This window comes from Collinsella sp. CLA-AA-H302, from assembly GCF_040093305.1.
Taxonomy (GTDB): domain Bacteria; phylum Actinomycetota; class Coriobacteriia; order Coriobacteriales; family Coriobacteriaceae; genus Collinsella.
In genome coordinates this window covers 1-20050 of the sequence record NZ_JBBNJW010000016.1, presented here as the reverse complement: position 1 = coordinate 20050, position 20050 = coordinate 1, and the positions used below count along the sequence as shown (strand labels likewise).

The window sequence follows — 20050 nt, the reverse complement described above, 5'->3', positions numbered from 1 at the left end:
ACCTAGATGCGGTTCATCTGAGCGGCGACTTTGTTGTACCAGTCCTGCCACGTGGGCGGGCAGTACTTTTTGGCCGCTGCCGGGGTAAGGGTGGAGCCGTAGTTGGCGCCCAGATAGGCAACGTGAGCGGAGATGCCCTCGCTCCAGCTGCCAAAGCTGCGCCAACCGCCGCCACGGGCACTCCAGCCCCAGGCGTTGTAAGAATTGGCGCAATAAGCACCCTTGGTGCTCTCGATGCAGGCGATGGCGGGGGACCAACGGGGGTCGACACCGGTATTCCAAGCGGCGACGGCAAAGTTATAGCCCTGGCCTGCCATGGGGGAGCCGGCGAGATAATTGTCGATGCGGCTCGTCCACTCATTAATGAACGAATCGTAATCGGAACTACCGGTATTGGAGTTGTTCACCGTGGTGTCTATGGTGGTGTTGGTGTTGGTGGCCTGGCTGCTGGAATTGCCGCCGCTTACGCCCTCGCCCGAGAGCTTCTCGGCGGCAGCGGCCTTATCGGCCTCAAGCTTGGCAAGCTCGGCGGCATTTTCCTGCTCGGCTTTTGCCTGTGCCTCGCTGCGGAGCTGCTGGGCCTGCGCCAGCGCATCCTCGGCGTTTTTCTGCTCTGCCTCAAGCTGTGACTTGGCCTGCTGGAGCTCGGCCTTGTTCTGCTCGAGTTCGGTTTGCATATTATTGAGCTCTTCGATCTCGTCGACGCTCGAGCTCGTGATCTGGTTGGTGTATTTGCAGGTCGTGATGAACTCACCCAGGCTCTGCGCATTGACCAGGAAGCTCACGATGGGATTGGTGCCTTTCTGATACTTGTACAGATCGCGCATGGCGGAGCTTGCCTTGGCCTGCTGCTCGGGAAGTTTAGCCTCGATTTCCTCGATGCTTGCCTCATTGGAGTCAATCTGCTTTTGCAGGTCATCGAGTTTGGTGCGGGCGTCGTTGTAGGCGCTCGTGGCGGCTTCGATCTTCTGCTGGGCTGCGGAAAGCTGGTCCTGCGTTGCCTGCGAGGCGGCATACGCCGCAACGGGGGAGAGCATCGGCGTGGCCGTCAGCGCAACGGCGAGCGCGGCGCTCGTGATGATACGAGCCGGCTTCGACGCAATGAGCGCTGCGGTGCGATGATTCGAATGCTGCATCCAGTCCCTCTGCAATCAATCGTAGGTTATGGTCCGAACGGTATTCTACTACTGCTTTCGACCTCAACTTGAACCTTAAAGGTTCCAAAGGGTCAAGTTGAACTTGAGGCTTTGGCTTTGACCTGCAGTTATGATGAATTGTTGAGAAACCATAGAGTTCAACTTTAACGTTACGGAACCCTGTCGAGAGGGTTTTTGTTTATCAAAAGTCGCCTCATGTGGGGTTTTGCAACTACAGGGTCCCATCACGGCGAGGGCGGATTTCATGCTGGACGATTACGTCGATTGCCATAGATACGGTGGAGCTTTGGGCGCCGGCGGCTTGGCACGCTAGAATAAACCAGTTGCGCAAAGACCGCCCGTTGTGTGGGCAGTTCATGATAGGAAGTTTCCATGGCATTGCAGTTTACAGAGCGCGAGTTCATTCCCGTGCTGCTCGGTGGCGACATCAACGCCTATTCGGTGGCGCGCGCCTTCTATGAGGAGTACCAGGTCAAGAGTCTGGTCTTTGGCAAGTATCAGACGGGTCCCGCGTACCGCAGCCAGATTATCGACTACACGCCCAACGTGGATATCGATACCATGCCCGTGATGCTCAGGACCGTCAACGGCATTGCCCAAGCGCATGCCGATAAGACGATTGTCCTTGTGGGCTGTGGCGATAACTATGTTGCCCTCGTGGCTCAGGCCAAGGATGCCCATGAGTTGGCGGATAACATCGTCGCGCCTTACGCTCCCTATAGCATGCTTGAACAGTGTCAGAAGAAGGAGATCTTCTACGAGCTGTGCGAGAAGCATGGCGTGCCCTATCCGCATACCTTTACCTTCACCATGGCGATGCTGAACGCCCAAGGCGAGGCGCCTGCCGAAGTGCTCGACCAGATCGATTTTCCCTACCCGATGATTCTGAAGCCTTCTGACGGCATCATGTGGTGGCAGCACGAGTTCGAGGGCCAGAAAAAGGCCTATGAGATTGCCGACCGTGCCGAGCTGGAACAGGTCATTCGCGACTCGTATGCCAGCGGCTACACCGACGACCTGATCTTGCAGGATCGCGTGCCCGGCAATGACGAGTACATGCGCGTACTCACCAGTTATTCCGACCGCAACGGCAAGGTGCGCATGATGTGCCTGGGTCACGTGCTGCTCGAGGAGCATCAGCCTCACGGTGTCGGCAACCACGCCTGTATCATCACCGAGCCCAATGACGAGCTCATGGGCGGCGTGCGCAAGTTGCTCGAGGACCTTCACTTTGTGGGCTATTCCAACTTTGACGTTAAGTACGACGAGCGCGACGGCTCGTTTAAGTTCTTCGATTTCAACACGCGCCAAGGTCGCAGCAACTACTACGTCACTAACAGCGGCTTTAACGTTGCCAAGTATGTGGTGGACGAGTATGTGTTCAACCGCCCGTTTGAGCCGGAGTTTGTGACGGCGCAGGACGAGGCGCTGTGGATGGTCGTTCCCATGGGCGTCGTCGACAAGTACGTCAAGGATCCCGAGCTGCGCGCTAAGGTGCATCGCCTGGACAAGGAAGGCAAGGGCGCCGACCCTTCGTTTATGAAGGGCGACTTTGTCTTTAACCGCTGGCTGCGCATGTGGCACACCAAGCTGCGCCACTTTAAGCTGTTCAAGACGTATTACAAGTAGATGAGTGCGGCGCCCGTCCGGTTTACATCGGGCGGGCGCGGGTATGATACGCGCAATTGCGCAAGCGTCACCAAGGAGGCGGCGATGGAAAAGCTGGGAGTTATCGGCGGCATGGGCGCCGAGGCCACGTCGTATTACTACGACCAGGTGGTGCGCCATACGGCTGCTGCCTGCGATCAGGAACATATCGACATGGTGGTGCTCTCCAAGTCGACCATGCCCGACCGCACGCTTGCCATTAAGACCGGCGAGCATGCCAAGCTGCTGGCGACCATGAAAGAGTGTGCCCAGGCACTCGAGTCGCTGGGCTGTGCGCACATTGCCATTCCCTGCAACACGTCGCACTACTTCTACGACCAGATCCAGTCGTTTACGAAGGTGCCGATTATTCACATGCCGCGTGAGTCGGTGCGCTATGCCCTTGCGGGTGCGGTGATGGGGGAGTGCGAGTTCGACCCCAACCTGAGTATGCCGGCCGAGCCAGTGCACAAGATTGGCATTATGGGCACCGACGGAACCGTGGGCGCGGGCGTCTACGGCTGCGAATGCGAGGCTGCGGGTGTTGAGGTTGTCTATCCCAGCGAGAAACGTCAGAACGATGTGATGTCGCTTATCTACGATGATGTGAAAGCCGGACGTGAGCCCGATATGGATAAGTTCGACCGCGTGATGTGGGAGTTCGCCCGTAGCGGCTGCGACCGTGTCATTCTGGCCTGCACCGAGCTATCGGTGCTGCAGAAGTATCGAGAGATGCCCGAGATCACCCTCGATGCCATGGATGTCCTGGTGCGCGAATCCATCATCCGCAGCGGCGTCCCCTACCGCCTCTAGCTTCCGACCCGTCAAAAAGGGACAGGTTAATTTTGGTAGGTTTTATCTGGTGAAACAATAAAGGCCTCGGCTCGTTTGGTGCGAGCCGAGGCCTTTTGCGTTGGGCGGTTGCTGTCGGTGGCGAACTAGAACAGGAAGCCGATGGCGATGAGGGCGATGCTGACGATGAGTACGGCGATGTCCAGGCCCTTGATGGGGTAGCGCTTGTACGAGCTGGCGCGCGTGCGCAGATAGAAGCCGCGCTGTTCTGCCGCCAAGGCCGTGGCATCGGTCTTGCCCACGCTCGAGATGAGCAGCGGCACACACAGTGGCAGCATGAGCTTAAGCTTCTTGATAGGGTTCTTGGTGTCGTACTCGACGCCGCGCGCGGTCTGCGCTTCCATGATGGCGTTCATCTCCTGACCAAACACCGGCACAAAGCGCAGCGCCGTGGTAAAGGTGAAGGCATAGCGATACGGTACGTGCAGCACCTCGACGCAGGCGTTGGCAAGGTCGTTGAGCTTGGTCACCATGAGCATGAGGATGAGCGGTAACGCCACACCCAGCAGGCGCAGACAGGCCTTCGATCCTGTGATGAGGCCCGTGTCGGTGATAAAGCCCCACACAACGTTGCCATCGCGCATAAAGGCAAGCTGGAGCACCAGCATGATAAGCGCGAGCGGAATCAGCAACTTGAGCAGCGAGAACAGACGGTCGACGACGCCGGCATAGGCACCCAGCGCAAGGGTGAGCACCAAAAAGCCCAGCAGCGCCACGTAGGTGTCGGACAAGAAGATGCCGACGATGATGGCGGCGGCGAGGCCCAATTTGACGACGGGGTTCAGGCGATGCAGCAGCGTATCGCCTGGCATGTAGTCGATGACGTTAACCACGGCGGACCATCTCCTTGGTAATGCGAACGACATCGGTGACCTCGCTCACCTGCGCAAAAGCGGGCGAGACGGAAGATGCCAGACGGCGCGAGAGTTCAATAACCTGGGGCGGCTCAACATAGGCACGCTGCATGAGATCGATGTTCGAGAATAGCTCGTGCGTGCGGCCGCGGTCGAGGATGCTACCGTCGGCCATTACCACAATGCGCTCGGCAAAATCCGAGACGACTTCCATATCGTGGCAGACCATGATAACGGCGCAGCCGCGCTCGGCCATGGTGCGCACCGTTTCCATGACGGTCATGCACTCGCGGTAATCAAGGCCGCTCGTGGGCTCGTCGAGCACGACGATCTTGGGCTCAACCACTACGACGGAGGCAAGCGCCACCATTTGTCGCTGGCCGCGCGAAAGCGAGAAAGGTGCCTCATCGGCAGGCAGGCCAAAGCGGTCGATAACGAGTCGAGCGCGACGCAGAGCCTCGGCACGGTCGATGCCGGCAAGCTCCAGGCCAAAAGCGACCTCGTCGAGTACGGTATCCTTGCAGATCTGGCGGTCGGGGTTTTGGAAGAGGGTTGCGACTTCGCGGGCGATGCGGCTCGTGGGAACGGCTGCGGTGTCCAGCCCCGTAACGCGCACGCTGCCCGAGGCGGGCTTAAGCAGGCCTGTGAGCAGCTTGGTGAGCGTGGTCTTGCCGGCACCGTTCTGGCCGACGATGCCCACGAGCTCGCCGGGATAGAGGGTCAGGTTGAGGTCGTGTACGGCGGCGCCGCCATTGGGATAGGCAAACTCAACGTGATCGAAGGTGAGCACGGGCTCGGCGTCCTTGGCGTGCGGGCGCAACGACGGTGCATGCGGGGAGCCGGCGGGCGCCTGGGCTTCGCTGGCCGCGTGTGCGGGGTCGACAATGCCCGAAATCAGGCGCTCGGCCTCATCGACATCCAAGCAAGGGGTACCGCTTACCAGGCCATCGGCCTCGAGGCTATTGAAGATACGTGTGACGCGAGGGCAGTCGACGCCGATGGCACGGAGCTCGTCGGTATGCCCGAAAACCTCGTGTGGCTCGCCCTGCAGCGCGATTTCGCCATGGTTGAGCACGAGCACGCGGTTGCAGTACTCCGAGAGCAGGGCGACCTTTTGCTCAACGACGACGATGGTAATTCCAAGTGCGCGGTTTGCCTCACGCAGCGTCTCGAAGACCAACGTGGAGCTGGCGGGGTCGAGTGCCGCGGTGGGCTCGTCGAGAACCAAAACGCGCGGACGCATGGCGAGGATGGCGGCGATGGCTACCTTTTGCTTCTGTCCGCCCGAGAGGGTGGCGATCTCGCGGTCGCGCAAGTCGCTGATGCCGACGGTCTCGAGCGTTTCGCTCACGCGCTGCTCGATCTGGTCGTGGGGAACGCCAAAGTTCTCGAGGCCAAAGAGCATCTCATCCTCGACGACCGAAGCGACCATCTGCGTGTCGATATCCTGCAGCACACTGCCGACGATTTGCGACACGTCGGTGAGCGAGGCTTCGCAGGTGTCGTGGCCGTCAACCATGACGGCCCCAAAGAACGTGCCGGTGTAGTGGTGGGGCACGGCACCCGACAGGCAGGCGGCAAGCGTGGACTTGCCGGCGCCCGAGGGCCCGATGATGCCGATGAAATCTCCCTTGTTCACGCTGAGCGAGATGTGGCTGAGCGCCCGCTCGGTCTGCGTGCCATAGGAGAACGAGACATCGTCGACGTTGATGATCGTTTCCATGGATACCTTTCATAGTCATTGGGGACGTTCTTTAATGACTAGTCGTTTAAGAACGTCCCCAAGAGCTAGCTGTTTGGGACAGTCTATACCGATGGGGCACTGTGGGTTAGTTGAGCTTCAGGGCCTTCTGGATGGGCAGGTAGAGGGCGCCGACCAGAATGGCGTTAAAGACGGCGGTCATGGCGACGACGGGCAGCATGGCGGCGGCGAGCTCGCCGACCATGCCGAGCATGGCCATCTTGATGACCATGAAGATGACACCTGAGACAAAGGTGGTCAGGAAGGTTGCGACAATGGCGATGGCGGGCTTGACCTGACCGTTCTTGCCGGCGGCGTTGACGATGCCGGCCATGAGCATGGCGGCGATGCCCTCAGCGGCAAAATCGACGAACGGCGAAGTGGTGGTGATCTGGATCACGGCAGCCGAGATGAGGCCAATGACGAGCGCCTGGCCGATATTGGGGCGAACGACCAGGATGGTGAGGCAGAAGGCCGAGATGATGAACTCGGGGCTGATCATGCCGCCCGAGATGCCCGAGATTGCCTTGCCGACGGTGAAGTTGAGGATGAAGCCGGCGGCGAGCAGGATGGCGAGCAGGACGAGGGCGCGGACATCGAGTTTGCCACGGTCGGCGGTCTGGACGGTGCGGGGCTGGGTGGCGGTGGTGTTCTGAGACATGGTGAAAATCCTTTCGGAAGGGGATTGCAAGGGAAAAGCGGAGGCGCGTGATGCGAATGCGATTGGGCTCGAGATAGAAAAAGGCCCCCGGTCGAAACCGGAGGCCTTCCAATCACCTAGAGCGCAAAAACAGGCGTGAGGGACTCACTGTCGACCGATCGTATTCGCATCACGCCACCACCAGTTGTTGAGAGATTTCATCGTGTTCTTCATGTTGGTGGCTCCTTTCGTGATGCCGTGGCGCGGTAGCACCTGATTGCTGTTGCGCTGCACTATAGCACAGCGAAGTGTGTGCGGGGAAATCTTTTTTAAAAAGATTTCAGGCGGGTTTCCCGTCGGTCAAAAGAGCGGGCTAAGCGGGCGAGGCTGCCATGGCTGCCTTGTCCGCTCAGCTAAGACATGAGGGCCTTAGGCCTTCTTGCGACGATAGATCACGTAGGCGCAGACACCGATGATGACGACGGCGCCAACGGCCATGGCGGCCATGTTGTTGCCCTCGGACTTCTCCTCGGTGACCTCTTCCTCTTCGGCCTCGGGCTCGGCCACGTCCTCATCGGAAAGGGCCTCGTCGGCGTAGGTGATGGACTCGACCAGGCAGTCGTTGTCAGCATCGTAGTCACTCGGGACGAACTCCTCGGAGAAATCGCCCTCCTGGAGGTAGTCGCGCATCTCCTCGAGCATGGCCTTGCACTTAACATAGGTGTTCTTGGTTGCAGCCTTGCCGGCCTTGTTGGCCAGGGCGGTGCGGGCTTCGGTGCCTTCTTCGGCCTGCATGGCCTCGTCGACGGTCAGGTTCTGCTCGATGAGTTCCTTCTGCAGGGCGTCGAGATAGGCGCGGACGCCGGTGGCGCAGTGGTCGCGGTTCTCATAGGCGAGCGTGTTGATGTCCATGAGGACGTAGTTGATGGAGTTCTTGGGCTCCTCGTTGTTCACGACGTCTTCCTCTTCGCAGTGATCGAAGGAGACATCCTGATCGCTGAAGTAGGGGCTGACCTCGGTGAGCAGTGCGGAATAGAGGGGGATAGCGACGGAGAACTCGGCGTTGGAGAGCATCTCCCACTGGATGGTCGCGATCTCGGGGTCCATGCCGTGACGGATCTGGAAGGTGTGGATTTCGGTGTTGCGGTTGGAGCCGATGGCATAGGCGCCGTCGGTGTTGGCGTTGAGGCCGGCGACATTCTCGCCGCGAGCGGCGAAGGAACGAATCATCTCAAAGGTGTTCCAGTCGGACTTGCCGGGCTGGAAGAACAGCGGCTGCATTTCGTGGATCAGGGCGCCGGTCGTCGCGCGAGCGTCTTCGCGCTCGTCCTTGACGATCTCGTAGTCGGTGCCCTCAGCAAGCGGAGCCATGAAGTAATTGCGGCCCTGGATATAGCGCGACCACTGGTGCATGCCGGCCTCGCCAATCTCCTCGCCGTAGGTCTTGGCGACGTCGAACTTGCCGTCGGTGTACTCGGCAAAGCCCTTCTCCTTAGGCATAGACTCGATGCCCTCGGAGTGGAGGCAGTTCTCGGTGTCGTCGAGGTCGACGTCATAGGTGAGGTTGCCGATGTTGGGGTTGAGCGAGGCGATATCGTCAGTGAGCCTCATGGCGATCCACTGATGGCCGGAAAGCGCTGCAAACAACCAGGTCTCGTTGTTGTCGGCAATGATGATCTGGTCGTTGGAGCAGACGCCCTGCTCGTCAATCAGGCTGCCGAGGAGCTCGACACCCTCGCGGGCCGTGGCACTCTCGCCCAGAATGACGCTGGCGTAGTTGTATTCGCCAATGCCAGTCTCCTCGGTGATGGGGTCGGCCTCTTCGGCCTTCTCGTTATAGGAGGTGCTCAACGTGGCAGAGCAGGAGACGCCCTTCTCGTTGATGCCTGCCTCGGAATATGCGTCGTAGCGATCTTCCCACTGCGAGGGGTTGTCGCGAACGAAGGTGTAGCGGTAGGTTGCGCCCTTGGACTTGTACTCAAAACCGGACTCGACCGAGGTGTACTCGTTGCCGTCCTTGTGTGCGGGCTCAATGCCAAAGTGCTTGATGTAGCGCGGACCGAAGTCCTCGGAACGGCCGTAGTACGTGTTGCCGTCGGCCGTGAGCTTGCTGCCCATGTAGATCTGGGTGCAGGCGAGCGCCGAAGTCGGCATGGCCATGATGACCGCTGCTCCAAACGCAAGGCCGCAGCCGAGCTTCTTGAGCGTGTTGACAGGATGAGTAAACCTCATAATCCCTCCCAACTGTTGAAACCCCGCGAAACCGTACGGAGTTTCAGCTAATAAATACATCTACTAGCCTAAAGGAAGTGTAAAGAGTATTCATTCGACAACAGCTTTTACTCGATGAGCGTGAAGAAATATACGATGAACGGATAATAATACTCATTATATAGCTTTAGTTAAATAAAGGCACCCTGCATTTACTGTAGCTGAATAAAGCATTAGACGGCGCTCAAAAAGAAAACTCTCCCGCTGTTTAGGATTTGCATAAACAGCGGGAGAGTCGATAACTGGATGAATATCATACCAATGTGGATTTACTTCTTTCGGCGGTGAATCACGTTGATGGCGTAACCGACGAGCATGGCCAAGACGATGACAATAAAGCCGATCAGGGGATTGTCGTTCATGGGGTCCTCCTATTTTCCGAGCGGTGAGAATTCGTCGACGATGAGGTCGAGGCATTGCGGAAGCGCGCGGGCTCCAAAGACGCCCGAATTGCTGGAGATAATCTCGCCATCGAACTGCATGCCCAGCGACGGGGTGCAGGTGATCTTGGCTTCCTTGGTCTGGATGATCTTAAACTGCGGACGACCGAGCACCTTGCCGGCGGGGTCGAGCGCGGCGGTGATCACGGTCGGGAGCAGCTGCACGGTTTTTACGGGCTCGATGACCGCGATGTCGACCATGCCGTCGTTCATGCGGCAATCGGGGAACAGGTTGATGTCGTTTTGGATGACCGAGGTGTTGCCGGCCATGCAGCAGATGCCATCGAGCTCCTCGACAATGCCGTCATGCTCGATGGTAAAGTGCGCCACCGTGGGGTTGGGCGTGGCGAGCGCGGAGAGGAAGTAGGCGATCTCGCCGATGTCGTTTTTGGTGGGGGCGGCCTTCATCATGATCTCGGCGTCGAAGCCCGAGCCGGCGATGATGATAAAGCCGTGGCGCTTCTCGTTGCCGTTCTCGTCGAGCCAAAAGAGCTCGCCCATGTCTACTTTGACCGTGCGACCGGCGCGGCAGGCCTTGGCAAGTGCCGCTGCCTCGGGGGCATTACCGATGTTATTGAAGAACAGGCAGGCCGTACCGGAGGGGAAGACGAGCGTGGGGACGCCGCATCCGCGCATTTGGTCGAGCACGTTGGAGACGGTGCCGTCGCCGCCCGAAATCACCACGCGATCAAACTCGCGCACGTCCGCCACGGCGTCCTCGGGTTCCATGCCATCGCCGATAAAACGCATCACGACCTCGTCGCCGCCCTGCGCGAGGGCGTGCGTGAACGCGTAGATTTCATCTGAGCTGGGGCCCGATGCCGGGTTGTGGATGATAAGGCAGCGCATACTTACGTTCCCGTTCTGTGACTAACCGAGTATAGTTGTAAGGCAATGCCGATATCCTACCCGTGTTTTTCGGGCCTAACCTTATTCGATGGGTTGATATGTACATTTCCACACATCAGGCTCTACTCGACTTTTGCCAGCGCGCCCGTGAGTTCGACGCGATTGCCGTCGATACCGAGTTTTTGCGCGAGCGCACGTTCCATCCGCGTCTGTGCCTGGTCCAGATTGCCACCCCTGCCGAGAGCGTAGCGGTCGACCCTCTGGTGATCGACGACCTGTCGCCGCTGGCCGAGCTTATGGCCGACGAGAGCGTGACCAAAGTCTTCCACGCCTGCTCGCAGGATATGGAGGTTATGCTCCATACCGTGGGCGTGCTGCCGCGTCCGATTTTTGACACGCAGGTGGCCGCCGCCTTTTTGGGCGAACGCCAGCAGATTTCCTACGGCGCGCTCGTGCAGACGTTTTGCGGCGTCTCGCTGCCCAAGACCGAGTCGCTGACCGACTGGTCGCGTCGCCCGCTGACCGACAAACAGATCGAGTACGCGATCGATGACGTCAAGTACCTGATCGTCGCCTATACCGAGATGATGAGCCGCCTGCGCGAGCTGGGCCGCGTGGACTGGGTGCTCGACGAGCTGCGCCCGCTGGCTGACGAGTCGCACTATCGCGCCGATCGCCACGAGGCGTTCCGTAAGGTCAAACGCATCAATTCGTGCAGCCGTCACCAGTTGGGCATCGCGCGCGAGCTCGCCGCCTGGCGCGAGGACCGCGCCGAGCGCCGCAACATCCCGCGCAAGTGGGTCATGTCCGACGATACGCTGCTGGCGCTCGTTAAGCGCAATCCCGTGCGCGTTGAGGAGTTCCGTAGCATTCGCGGTACCGACCAGTTGGGGGAGCGCGACGTGGACGGCGCGCTCATGGCCATCAAGCGCGGTGCGAGCTGCCCGCACGATCGCCTGCCGCTCATGGTGCGCGGGCATCGCCAGATTTCGCCGGAGCTTGAGAGCGTGACGGACCTGATGTATGCGCTTATTCGCTTGGTTGCCGAGCGCTCGGGGGTGGCGACCTCGGTCATTGCCTCGCGCGATGACCTGGCCGATTACATCGAGCATCCTGAGCAAAGCCCCCTGCGCGAAGGCTGGCGTTTTGAGCTTGTGGGTTCGCGCCTGGACGATCTGCTTTCCGGCAATATGGGGCTCACCGTGAAGGACGGAAAGATTGAGTTGTTATAGGTATATAGTTACGCGGTTTTACCAAACCGCGTAACAGCTCGACGCTGCAAACGGCCGAGAGCGAGCAATCTGACGTTCAATCGTCGCTCGCGTACCAAAGTACGCGTCGCTTCTCTTTCACGTCACCTTGCTCGCTCTCGGCCGTTTTCGCTGACATTGCCAAAACATCGATGTTGATTTGCCTGCTGGGCGAGTGGGTAAAATGCCTCCAACGTGTAACTCGATTCGGAGGAATTCGCATGCCTTATTACTATGGATACGGCTTTGGTATCGACCCGCTGTACCTGCTGGTTGTGCTTGTCTGCACGGTGCTTGGCCTTGCCGCGCAGAGCTATATCAATTCGACGTACAAGACGTGGTCCAAGGTTCGCTCGGACGGCGACACGGGCGCCACGGTCGCTCGCCGCATGCTCGACGCCAACGGCTGCAATGCCGTGGGCATCAAGGGCGTCGCTGGTGAGCTTACCGACCACTACAACCCGCAGGACAACAATCTGTATCTGTCGGATTCCAACCGTTCGGGCGGCTCGGTCGCAAGCGTCGCTGTCGCTTGTCACGAGGCAGGCCATGCCGCGCAGCGTCAAAGCGGCTATGCCATGATGAAGGTACGCACCGCCCTCGTGCCGGTCGTCAACTTTACCCAGAACACTTGGACCATCGTGCTGCTCATGGGCCTGTTTATGAACATCGCGGGACTCACGACCCTCGCACTGATCTTCTTCTCGTTTAGCGTGCTGTTCCAACTGGTTACGCTACCGGTCGAGATTGATGCCAGCCGCCGCGCCGTGGCGTATATTGAGCAGTCGGGTATGAGCTCCCAGCAGGTCAACGGTGCCAAGAAGGTGCTGACGGCCGCCGCGCTTACCTATGTGGCTGCGGCGCTCACCTCGATTATTCAGCTGCTCTATCTTATGGCTCGATACAACAGAAACTCCAACCGATAACAAATTGGGTCGCTGGGCGCCGCGGGAATTTGTGTCCCCGCGGCGCTGTACTATGTGTTGGACTTGAATTTGCGCAGGGCCAGAGCCTTTGTGCACGATGACGAAAGGAGGCTGCGTGGCAGGCTGGAATCTAACCGGCAATGCCGTTTCCGCCGAGTTCGACGGTTCGGACGAGCAGGAGCGTAAGGAGCTCAGCGTGAGCCAGGCGGTAGAGATCGCCGCCGGTGCGCTCGATGCCATTCCGCAGCTGAGTGTCCTGGGCGAGGTCACGGGTTTCCGTGGTCCCAATGCCCGAAGCGGCCACTGCTACTTCCAGATTAAAGACGACTCGGCCGCCGTCGACTGCATCATCTGGAAGGGCGCCTATCTCAAGCGTACCTTCGATCTGCGTGACGGCATGCAGGTGAGCTTTAAGGGCAGCTTCAATCTCTATAAGGCCACGGGCCGCATGAGCTTTGTCGCTCGCTCGTTTTCGCTGGCGGGGGAGGGTCTGCTGCGTCAACAGGTGGCGCAGTTGGCCGAAAAGCTACGCCGCGAGGGACTGATGGACGAGTCCCGCAAACGCCGCATCCCGGTGTTTTGCTCACGCGTGGCGGTCGTCACCTCGCTTTCCGGTGCGGTAATCGACGACGTCAAGCGTACGCTGCGCCGTCGCAACCCGCTCGTCGAGCTTGTCTGCGTGGGCGCCAAGGTTCAAGGCGAGGGTGCGCCGGCCGAGCTCATTGATGGCTTGCGCCGCGCCGCTTCCATTACGCCGGTGCCCGACTGTATTTTGCTGGTGCGCGGCGGCGGCTCCTTTGAGGACCTCATGACCTTTAATGACGAGGAGCTTGCCCGCGCGGTGGCGGCTTGTCCTGTGCCCGTGGTGACCGGCATTGGCCATGAGCCCGATACCTCGATTTGCGACATGGTGAGCGACCGACGCGCCTCCACGCCCACGGCGGCGGCAGAATCGGTGGCGCCGGCTATGACGGAGTTGGCCGATGTGCTCGAGGCGCGCCATCAGCGTCTGGGTGCCGCGATGGCATCGATGATTGGGTCGGCCCAGGTCGACCTGGAGATGCTCGATCAGCGCGGTCGCCGTGCCTGGGATACCTATACGGCTCGCTTGGGTGATGCGCTCGATGCCGCTGCGTGTCGCCCGTGCCTCAACGACCCCACATTTATGGTCGAGCGTCGCGAATCGGAGCTTGCACTGACTGCCGATCGCCTGTCGGGCGCCATAGTACGCTCGGTCGGGACATTCCGCTCCAACTTTGAGCGCTTGCCCGAGCGTCTGATTACAAGCACCTCGGGGCTCGATGGTAAGCGCCATGCGCTCACGCTTGCGAGTTCCCGCCTAGAGCATCAAGGGCGCACGATGCTCAGCAAGCCAGCGTCCGACCTGAGCCGTGCGGCAGCGTCGCTCGATGCCCTGTCGCCGCTCAAAGTGCTTGCTCGCGGCTATTCCATCGCGTACAGCGATGATGGTGTGGCTACGAGTGCCAAGACCTTTAAGCCTGGCGACGCCATTCGCGTGCGCATGGCAGACGGCAACGTGGCAGCAACGGTCGATACGGTCGAGTAGACCGCGTTTCGCAGTGATAGACCCTTAGGAAAGGAAACAGATATGGCAGAGAAGACCCCGGTCGAGCAGCTTACGTACAAGCAGGCCTCGCAGGAGCTGGAGCTCATCATCCGCAGCCTGGAGTCGGGCGATATGGAGCTTGAGGAGTCGCTCGAGAGCTACACCCGCGGCGTCGAGCTCCTCAAAAGCCTGCGCACCCGCCTGTCCGATGCCGAGCAGAAGGTCTCGGTGCTCCTTAAGGACGTCGACGGCAACGACGTGCTCGCCGACGGCGAGGCCGCCAACACCGATGATAACCTTTCGTTCTAAGCATCTCGACCAAATATAATTACCTTGGTCTGTAAGAAAGGAACCAGCTATGTGCGATTGCATCTTCTGCAAAATTGCCAACCACGAGATCCCCTCGACCGTTGTCTATGAGGACGACCAGGTCATCGCCTTCGACGACCTCAACCCGCAGGCGCCGGTCCACACGCTCGTGATCCCTAAGAAGCACTACAGCGACATCGCCGACAACGTACCCGCCGAGACCATGGGCGCCATAGCTCACGCCATCCAGGAGGTCGCCAAGGCCAAGGGTCTGGAGGACGGTTTCCGCGTCATCTCCAACAAGGGCGTCAACGCCGGCCAGACCGTCATGCACTTCCACATGCACGTCCTCGGCGGCAAAAACCTGGGCGAGAACCTCATCTGAGGGCGCTTGGCCCGTCGACTTGGCTGCCTTTGGAGTAATCTATGCAGCTTTCTCAACTCGAATACCTTCAAGCGGTAGCGAACTATGGCGGCGTGCGCAAAGCAGCTCGCGCCGTTCATGTGAGTCCGCAGGCCGTTTCGTCGGCAATCAAAAAGCTGGAATCTGAGTATCAGATTGTTTTGCTCGACCGATCGGCGGGGGAGGTTGTTTTGTCTCCGGCGGGCAGAGAATTTGCGCGTCGTGCGCGCGTGATCCTGGCACAAGTCGACGATCTCAAAAAGTACGCTCAATCGAGGGGCGACGGCGTTTCGCCCGATGGCCACTTTCGTCTTTACGCCCCCTGCCTTCATGGGCGGGGGCGCCTTTTTGCCGAAAGCTGGTATGACTCGTTTGAACGCTCGCACCCTCAGATTCACCTTGATGTGTGGCATCAGCCAACGGCTACATGCTTTGAATCACTTGTGCTTGGCATTTCGGATGCGGCTATCTCATTCGAGGAACCACGGGACAGCGTCCTTTCTTCAAAATATTTGGGTGAAAAGGAGCTCAAGGTTCTTTCATGCCCAGCGGGTCATCAATCTGTGGGCGCCATGACCATTCGCGAGTTACTGGGCGGCAGGCTCGCTGTTCCCATTAATTTGTCGCCCTGTCTCAATGCAATCAATCAATGTCCCGAAGCCCAGCTCGTCAATTTTCGCTTCCGTGATGTTGAATACGGAAACAGGGCGCAGACTGAGTTTCTTCAAGCCGGGGGATTGATATTGAGTTTTTCTGGCTCTTCTCTCGCATCAGATGTATTGGAAGTGAGCGAGTGCTCCATTGAAGGTTCGCGTGACGTAGCCTTGCCCATCTACTTTTGCTATCGACAAAATGCCTGGACTGATCGACACCAGACGGTTTTTCTGCACCTATTGCGTCATCTTGCTTCGTGAGATTAATTGGCTTCGAGGCATCAAGTGATTATTGACGCCTTGTAACACATAGCTGACAGCTTTGCCCTCATGCTTTTCCAAGATTCCGATTTAGATTGCTGACTCTTGGAGGGTGGAGCATGAAAAACCGTACGGTTTTGCTTTATATGACGTTCGTTTTTCTGTCGAACTTCAGCACCATTTTGTATTTTCTGACGGTTTACCTTGAATTTGTCGGATTCTCGATGGTGGCGATTTCTAGCATGATGATTGCATACCAAGTGAGCAAGTTCATCCTTGAAGTTCCCACTGGCTATATTGCTGATAGGTTTGGACGAAAGACAAGTGGTCTCGTTGGCGTCGTGGGGATGCTTGGATACTATGTCGCCCTGCTTCTCGTCCGTTCTCCTCTGCTTTTAATCGGTGCGTTCGCTCTCAAGGGTTTTGCCGTTGCGTGTGTGAGCGGATCCATCGAAGCGATTTACATTGACAGCGTCTCTCAGGACCAGCTCGTAAGACTTAATGTCGTTGAGCGATTTGTTTTCTATGCCTCTTATGCCATCTCCGCTTGCGTGGGCGGTTTCATTTCGTCCGTCGGTGCATATCTCATTGGTCTTTCGGCAGATAACATCGCAATGGTGTTGACGCTGGTTGTCGTTATCTGCATTCCTGAGATGCGAAGAGGGGGCACTGCGGCGACACCTGAGCGTGGAATGAGCCCGAAGATGATCGGTGCTGCTATTACGGGTAATGGCATTCTTCGGTCAGCGTTCATCATGGATTGTTCTCAGGCATTTGCCTTCGTCGCCCTGGAAGACTTTTTCTCACTGTTGCTTGCAGGCCGCGGAATGAATGCCGTCGCTTCGGGCGTGACCATTGCAGTCCAGCTCCTTGCCTCCGCCTCCATAGGGTTTATTGTTCCCAGTGTGATTGCTCGTGTCGACAAGGGCCGTTTTGCGCGTATTTGCGGCATCGTGCGCCTTTCCCTGACTGCTCTGTTTTTGATTCCCTTTACTCCGGTCTATTTGCTGCCTGTGTTCTATGTGCTGCAGACGGTTGCGTACTCGTTATTTGCCCCAATCAAATACTCAATTTTTCAAAATGCTGCCGATTCTTCGATGCGCTGTTCACTGATTTCGGTTCAAAGCCAGATGGTGGCGGTTGGTGCCATCCTTTTCTATCTGTTCAATGCTGCGTTGAGCAGCATCGCGGGCATTCGAGTCGTATTGCTTGTCGCGCTCGGGATTTCTTCCCTTGTGTATATCCCCGCGCTATTTCGTCTTACAAGTCAAAGGACATGGGTATTTAGGCACCGATAACTTATATATCAACGCAATAAACCCAAGCGCGAGGGCGTTTGGGTTTATTATTGAAACGTATGTAACCTGGCGGCGCCACACCGCCTGTTAGTAGGGAGACACATGAACGTTCTGGTCGTCAACGCAGGATCTTCGACCCTTAAGTATCAGGTCATCGATACCAAGTCCCACAAGGTGTCCGCAAAGGGCTCCTGCGAGCGCGTCTGCTTTACCGGCGGTACCTTCACCCACGCTGCCAACGGCTCCAAGAAGGTGACCGAGAACATCGAGTTCCCCGACCACAAGGTCGCCATCGAGGTCGTCCTGAAGGACCTCGAGGCCAACGGCGTCAAGATCGAGGGTATCGGCCACCGTATCGTTCAGGGCGGTTGGTACTTCGGTGATTCCTCCCTCGTCGACGAGGACGTCCTCGCCAAGATCCGCGAGGTCGCTCCGCTCGCCCCGCTGCACAATAACCCCGAGGCCAACGTTATCGAGTACTGCCTCGAGCAGTATCCCGACCTGCCCAACGTCACGGTTTACGACACCGCTTTCCACTTCAACATGCCCGAGGTCGCCAAGACTTACGCCCTGCCCAAGGACGTCTGCGACAAGCTGCACATCCGTAAGTACGGCGCCCACGGCACCAGCTACCGTTACATCTCCAAGAAGGTCGCCGAGATGACCAACGGCGGGGCCCGCAAGGTCGTCGTGTGCCATATCGGCTCCGGTGCCTCCCTGTGCGCCATCGAGGACGGCAAGTGCATGGACACCACCATGGGCTTGACGCCGCTCGACGGCGTTATGATGGGCACCCGCTGCGGCTCCATCGACCCGGCTACCGTGTGCTACCTGCAGCGCGAGGGCGGCTACACCTTCGACGAGGTCGACGAGATGATGAACAAGAAGTCCGGCCTTTTGGCTGTGACCGGCGGTAAGACCAACGACTGCCGCAACGTCGAGGAACTCGCCGCCGCTGGTGATCCCGAGGCTCAGCTCGCCTTCGACATGTTTGTCTACAAGATTGCCGCCAAGGCTGCCGAGATGGCCACTTCTATGTGCGGTATGGACACCCTGGTCTTTACCGCCGGCATCGGCGAGCACGCTCCGGCCGTTCGCGCCGGCGTGGCCGACCGTCTGGCCTTTATGGGCGTTAAGATGGACCATGCCCGTAACGCCCTGCGTGGCGACGGCGCTTGGTGCCTGTCTGCCAAGGATTCCAAGGTCAAGATCTTCGTCATCCCCACGGATGAGGAGTTCATGATCGCTTCCGACGTCGAGCGCATCGTCAGCGGTAAGTAATTGATGCAAGGGGAGGGGACTGGATGGCCTTGTGCCGTTCAGCCCCCTTTTACGCTCTTTGGGCGAAGAGTTTAATAGATATTTATTGGATTCTGATAACTTCTTATTAATGGTACGGCCGCCTTATAGGTTTGCCGACCGTACTGTAATCACGAAGGAGTCTCATGAACGTACTTGTTGTCAACGCCGGCAGCTCGAGCCTTAAATATCAGCTTTTGGATACCGATACCCGCGAGGTTTTCGCCAAGGGCAACTGCGAGCGTATCGGTTCGGACATGGGTATCTTTGGCCACGCCGAGAACGGTGGCGCCAAGCAAACCGAGGAGGTCCCCTTCCCGGATCACCGTTCGGCCATTGCGCGCGTGCTCGAGGAGCTCGAGAAGACCGACTTTACGATCGATGGCATCGGCCACCGTATCGTTCAGGGTGGCTGGCACTTCGATGATTCCGCGGTCGTCGACGATGAGGTCATGGCTAAGATCCTTGAGGTGGCCCCGCTCGCTCCGCTGCACAATTACGGCGAGGCCGCGGCAATCGAATATTGCCGCGAAAAGTATCCGGAGCTGCCCAACGTGGCTGTCTTCGACACTTCGTTCCATATGACTATGCCCGAGGTTGCCTACACCTACGCGCTGCCCAAGGACGTGTGCGATAAGTATCATGTGCGCAAGTACGGCGCCCATGGAACGAGCCACCGCTACGAATGGATGATGGCCAAGGAGATCCTGGGTTCGCGCTGCCACCGTCTGCTTTCGTGCCATCTGGGTAACGGCGCCTCGCTCGCCGCTATCGAGGACGGTGTCTGCCGCGATACCACGATGGGCCTCACGCCGCTTGACGGCCTGATGATGGGAACCCGCTGTGGCTCCATCGACCCGGCCACCGTGTGCTACCTGCAGCGCGAGGGCGGCTACACCTACCAGGAAGTCGACGACATGATGAACAAGCAGTCTGGCCTGCTTGCCATCTCGGGTATTTCCAACGACGCCCGCGACATCCGTACGCGCGCCTCCGAGGGCGACGAGCGCTGCCTGCTCGCCTTCGATATGTTCGCCTACAAGGCCATGCAGCAGGCCGGCTCCATGATCGCTTCCATGGCGGGCGTGGACACCATTACCTTTACCGCCGGCATTGGCGAGAACGACTGGTCGATCCGCAAGGCCTTCTGCGACTGCTTTGAGTGGCTGGGCGTGCGCATCGACAACAACAAGAACCGCGAGGCCGTGGGCAACGGCCCGCAGGTCATCAGCGCCGCCGGTTCCGCCGTCACGGTCATGGTCATCCCCACCGACGAGGAATACATGATCGCCCACGACGTCGAGCGTCTGACCAAGAACAACTAACGCGCGCATTTGCAAGTAAGCGAAAGGCCTCCAGAGCAACGACTCAGGAGGCCTTTTTGCTAGCAGGCGGAAATTCCAGTCCCAAAGTGACCATCGCCAGCAACGCCTGCGCTCCCAGCAACGGTACCCATCCGTTCAGATTTTCAGCCCCAATTCGTAGCCAAGCCGCCGTCCACCCCAGATCCCCTGACTGCCACGTTGCGGCAGGGACCCTACAGGGTAAAGCTCTGAAAACATTCCGCACTGATATTTTCTGTATTGAAGACGTCGATGATGCACCCGTATACCATTGACGTCGACACCATCAG

General features: G+C 58.6%; 17 protein-coding genes. 11 read left to right on the top strand and 6 right to left on the bottom strand.

The window, feature by feature from the left end:
- Positions 1 to 2: 2 nt before the first annotated feature.
- A complete protein-coding gene (locus AAAV21_RS09600; protein ID WP_117635409.1) occupies positions 3 to 1136 on the bottom strand; it encodes a glucosaminidase domain-containing protein in 1134 nt (377 codons plus the stop codon).
- Between the two features lie 393 nt (positions 1137 to 1529).
- Here AAAV21_RS09600 and AAAV21_RS09595 point away from each other — a divergent pair, with 393 nt between their 5' ends.
- Positions 1530 to 2786: an ATP-grasp domain-containing protein gene (locus tag AAAV21_RS09595; RefSeq protein ID WP_099431498.1), complete on the top strand. Its 1257-nt coding sequence runs from the start codon at positions 1530 to 1532 to the stop codon at positions 2784 to 2786.
- An 84-nt stretch (positions 2787 to 2870) separates the two neighbouring features.
- Positions 2871 to 3617 (top strand): aspartate/glutamate racemase family protein, encoded by a 747-nt coding sequence (locus AAAV21_RS09590; RefSeq protein ID WP_233503157.1) that lies wholly within the window; start codon positions 2871 to 2873, stop codon positions 3615 to 3617.
- Between the two features lie 125 nt (positions 3618 to 3742).
- Here AAAV21_RS09590 and AAAV21_RS09585 read toward each other — a convergent pair whose 3' ends face one another.
- From AAAV21_RS09585 to AAAV21_RS09565, 5 genes are all read right to left on the bottom strand, one after another.
- The gene (locus tag AAAV21_RS09585) at positions 3743 to 4489 is read right to left on the bottom strand and encodes an energy-coupling factor transporter transmembrane component T (protein ID WP_117637498.1); all 747 of its coding nucleotides are present in this window, start codon (positions 4487 to 4489) and stop codon (positions 3743 to 3745) included.
- Positions 4482 to 6233 (bottom strand): energy-coupling factor transporter ATPase, encoded by a 1752-nt coding sequence (locus tag AAAV21_RS09580; RefSeq protein WP_349109252.1) that lies wholly within the window; start codon positions 6231 to 6233, stop codon positions 4482 to 4484. Before AAAV21_RS09580 ends, AAAV21_RS09585 begins: the two co-directional genes overlap by 8 nt.
- Before the next feature lie 106 nt (positions 6234 to 6339).
- Positions 6340 to 6912: a hypothetical protein gene (locus tag AAAV21_RS09575; protein ID WP_349109251.1), complete on the bottom strand. Its 573-nt coding sequence runs from the start codon at positions 6910 to 6912 to the stop codon at positions 6340 to 6342.
- 408 nt (positions 6913 to 7320) lie between these two features.
- Positions 7321 to 9123, bottom strand: a complete 1803-nt coding sequence (locus AAAV21_RS09570) for a C69 family dipeptidase (protein WP_349109248.1) — start codon at positions 9121 to 9123, stop codon at positions 7321 to 7323.
- Positions 9124 to 9533: 410 nt separating this feature from the next.
- A complete protein-coding gene (locus AAAV21_RS09565; protein ID WP_117806505.1) occupies positions 9534 to 10451 on the bottom strand; it encodes a diacylglycerol kinase family protein in 918 nt (305 codons plus the stop codon).
- Between the two features lie 98 nt (positions 10452 to 10549).
- Here AAAV21_RS09565 and rnd point away from each other — a divergent pair, with 98 nt between their 5' ends.
- The 9 genes from rnd to AAAV21_RS09520 all read left to right on the top strand — a co-directional run bounded on the left by rnd (position 10550) and on the right by AAAV21_RS09520 (position 19742).
- Entirely contained in the window at positions 10550 to 11683 is a 1134-nt protein-coding gene (gene rnd / locus AAAV21_RS09560; RefSeq protein ID WP_006234315.1) for a ribonuclease D, read from the top strand.
- A gap of 239 nt (positions 11684 to 11922) precedes the next feature.
- Positions 11923 to 12627, top strand: a complete 705-nt coding sequence (locus tag AAAV21_RS09555) for a zinc metallopeptidase (RefSeq protein WP_117564390.1) — start codon at positions 11923 to 11925, stop codon at positions 12625 to 12627.
- 115 nt (positions 12628 to 12742) lie between these two features.
- Positions 12743 to 14194: an exodeoxyribonuclease VII large subunit gene (xseA, locus tag AAAV21_RS09550; RefSeq protein WP_349109244.1), complete on the top strand. Its 1452-nt coding sequence runs from the start codon at positions 12743 to 12745 to the stop codon at positions 14192 to 14194.
- A gap of 42 nt (positions 14195 to 14236) precedes the next feature.
- Positions 14237 to 14503 carry an exodeoxyribonuclease VII small subunit gene (gene xseB, locus AAAV21_RS09545; RefSeq protein WP_006234311.1) on the top strand — a complete coding sequence of 89 codons (267 nt, stop codon included), beginning with the start codon at positions 14237 to 14239 and terminating at the stop codon, positions 14501 to 14503.
- 49 nt (positions 14504 to 14552) lie between these two features.
- Positions 14553 to 14888, top strand: a complete 336-nt coding sequence (locus AAAV21_RS09540; protein ID WP_117564389.1) for a histidine triad nucleotide-binding protein — start codon at positions 14553 to 14555, stop codon at positions 14886 to 14888.
- Between the two features lie 41 nt (positions 14889 to 14929).
- Positions 14930 to 15820 (top strand): LysR family transcriptional regulator, encoded by an 891-nt coding sequence (locus AAAV21_RS09535; protein ID WP_349109240.1) that lies wholly within the window; start codon positions 14930 to 14932, stop codon positions 15818 to 15820.
- 119 nt (positions 15821 to 15939) lie between these two features.
- The gene (locus AAAV21_RS09530) at positions 15940 to 17118 is read left to right on the top strand and encodes an MFS transporter (RefSeq protein WP_349109238.1); all 1179 of its coding nucleotides are present in this window, start codon (positions 15940 to 15942) and stop codon (positions 17116 to 17118) included.
- A gap of 102 nt (positions 17119 to 17220) precedes the next feature.
- A complete protein-coding gene (locus AAAV21_RS09525; RefSeq protein ID WP_349109235.1) occupies positions 17221 to 18399 on the top strand; it encodes an acetate kinase in 1179 nt (392 codons plus the stop codon).
- Between the two features lie 164 nt (positions 18400 to 18563).
- Positions 18564 to 19742: an acetate kinase gene (locus tag AAAV21_RS09520; RefSeq protein WP_349109232.1), complete on the top strand. Its 1179-nt coding sequence runs from the start codon at positions 18564 to 18566 to the stop codon at positions 19740 to 19742.
- Positions 19743 to 20050: the final 308 nt, after the last annotated feature.

Bases quoted from the DNA above. Each gene is read 5' to 3' on its own strand.
- AAAV21_RS09595 (WP_099431498.1), top strand. From the start codon at position 1,530: ATGGCATTGCAGTTTACAGAGCGCGAGTTCATTCCCGTGCTGCTCGGT.
- AAAV21_RS09525 (WP_349109235.1), top strand. From the start codon at position 17,221: ATGAACGTTCTGGTCGTCAACGCAGGATCTTCGACCCTTAAGTATCAG.
- AAAV21_RS09600 (WP_117635409.1), bottom strand. From the start codon at position 1,136: ATGCAGCATTCGAATCATCGCACCGCAGCGCTCATTGCGTCGAAGCCG.
- xseB (WP_006234311.1), top strand. From the start codon at position 14,237: ATGGCAGAGAAGACCCCGGTCGAGCAGCTTACGTACAAGCAGGCCTCG.
- AAAV21_RS09570 (WP_349109248.1), bottom strand. From the start codon at position 9,123: ATGAGGTTTACTCATCCTGTCAACACGCTCAAGAAGCTCGGCTGCGGC.
- AAAV21_RS09540 (WP_117564389.1), top strand. From the start codon at position 14,553: ATGTGCGATTGCATCTTCTGCAAAATTGCCAACCACGAGATCCCCTCG.
- AAAV21_RS09555 (WP_117564390.1), top strand. From the start codon at position 11,923: ATGCCTTATTACTATGGATACGGCTTTGGTATCGACCCGCTGTACCTG.
- AAAV21_RS09535 (WP_349109240.1), top strand. From the start codon at position 14,930: ATGCAGCTTTCTCAACTCGAATACCTTCAAGCGGTAGCGAACTATGGC.
- AAAV21_RS09580 (WP_349109252.1), bottom strand. From the start codon at position 6,233: ATGGAAACGATCATCAACGTCGACGATGTCTCGTTCTCCTATGGCACG.
- AAAV21_RS09575 (WP_349109251.1), bottom strand. From the start codon at position 6,912: ATGTCTCAGAACACCACCGCCACCCAGCCCCGCACCGTCCAGACCGCC.
- AAAV21_RS09590 (WP_233503157.1), top strand. From the start codon at position 2,871: ATGGAAAAGCTGGGAGTTATCGGCGGCATGGGCGCCGAGGCCACGTCG.
- AAAV21_RS09565 (WP_117806505.1), bottom strand. From the start codon at position 10,451: ATGCGCTGCCTTATCATCCACAACCCGGCATCGGGCCCCAGCTCAGAT.
- AAAV21_RS09520 (WP_349109232.1), top strand. From the start codon at position 18,564: ATGAACGTACTTGTTGTCAACGCCGGCAGCTCGAGCCTTAAATATCAG.
- AAAV21_RS09530 (WP_349109238.1), top strand. From the start codon at position 15,940: ATGAAAAACCGTACGGTTTTGCTTTATATGACGTTCGTTTTTCTGTCG.
- rnd (WP_006234315.1), top strand. From the start codon at position 10,550: ATGTACATTTCCACACATCAGGCTCTACTCGACTTTTGCCAGCGCGCC.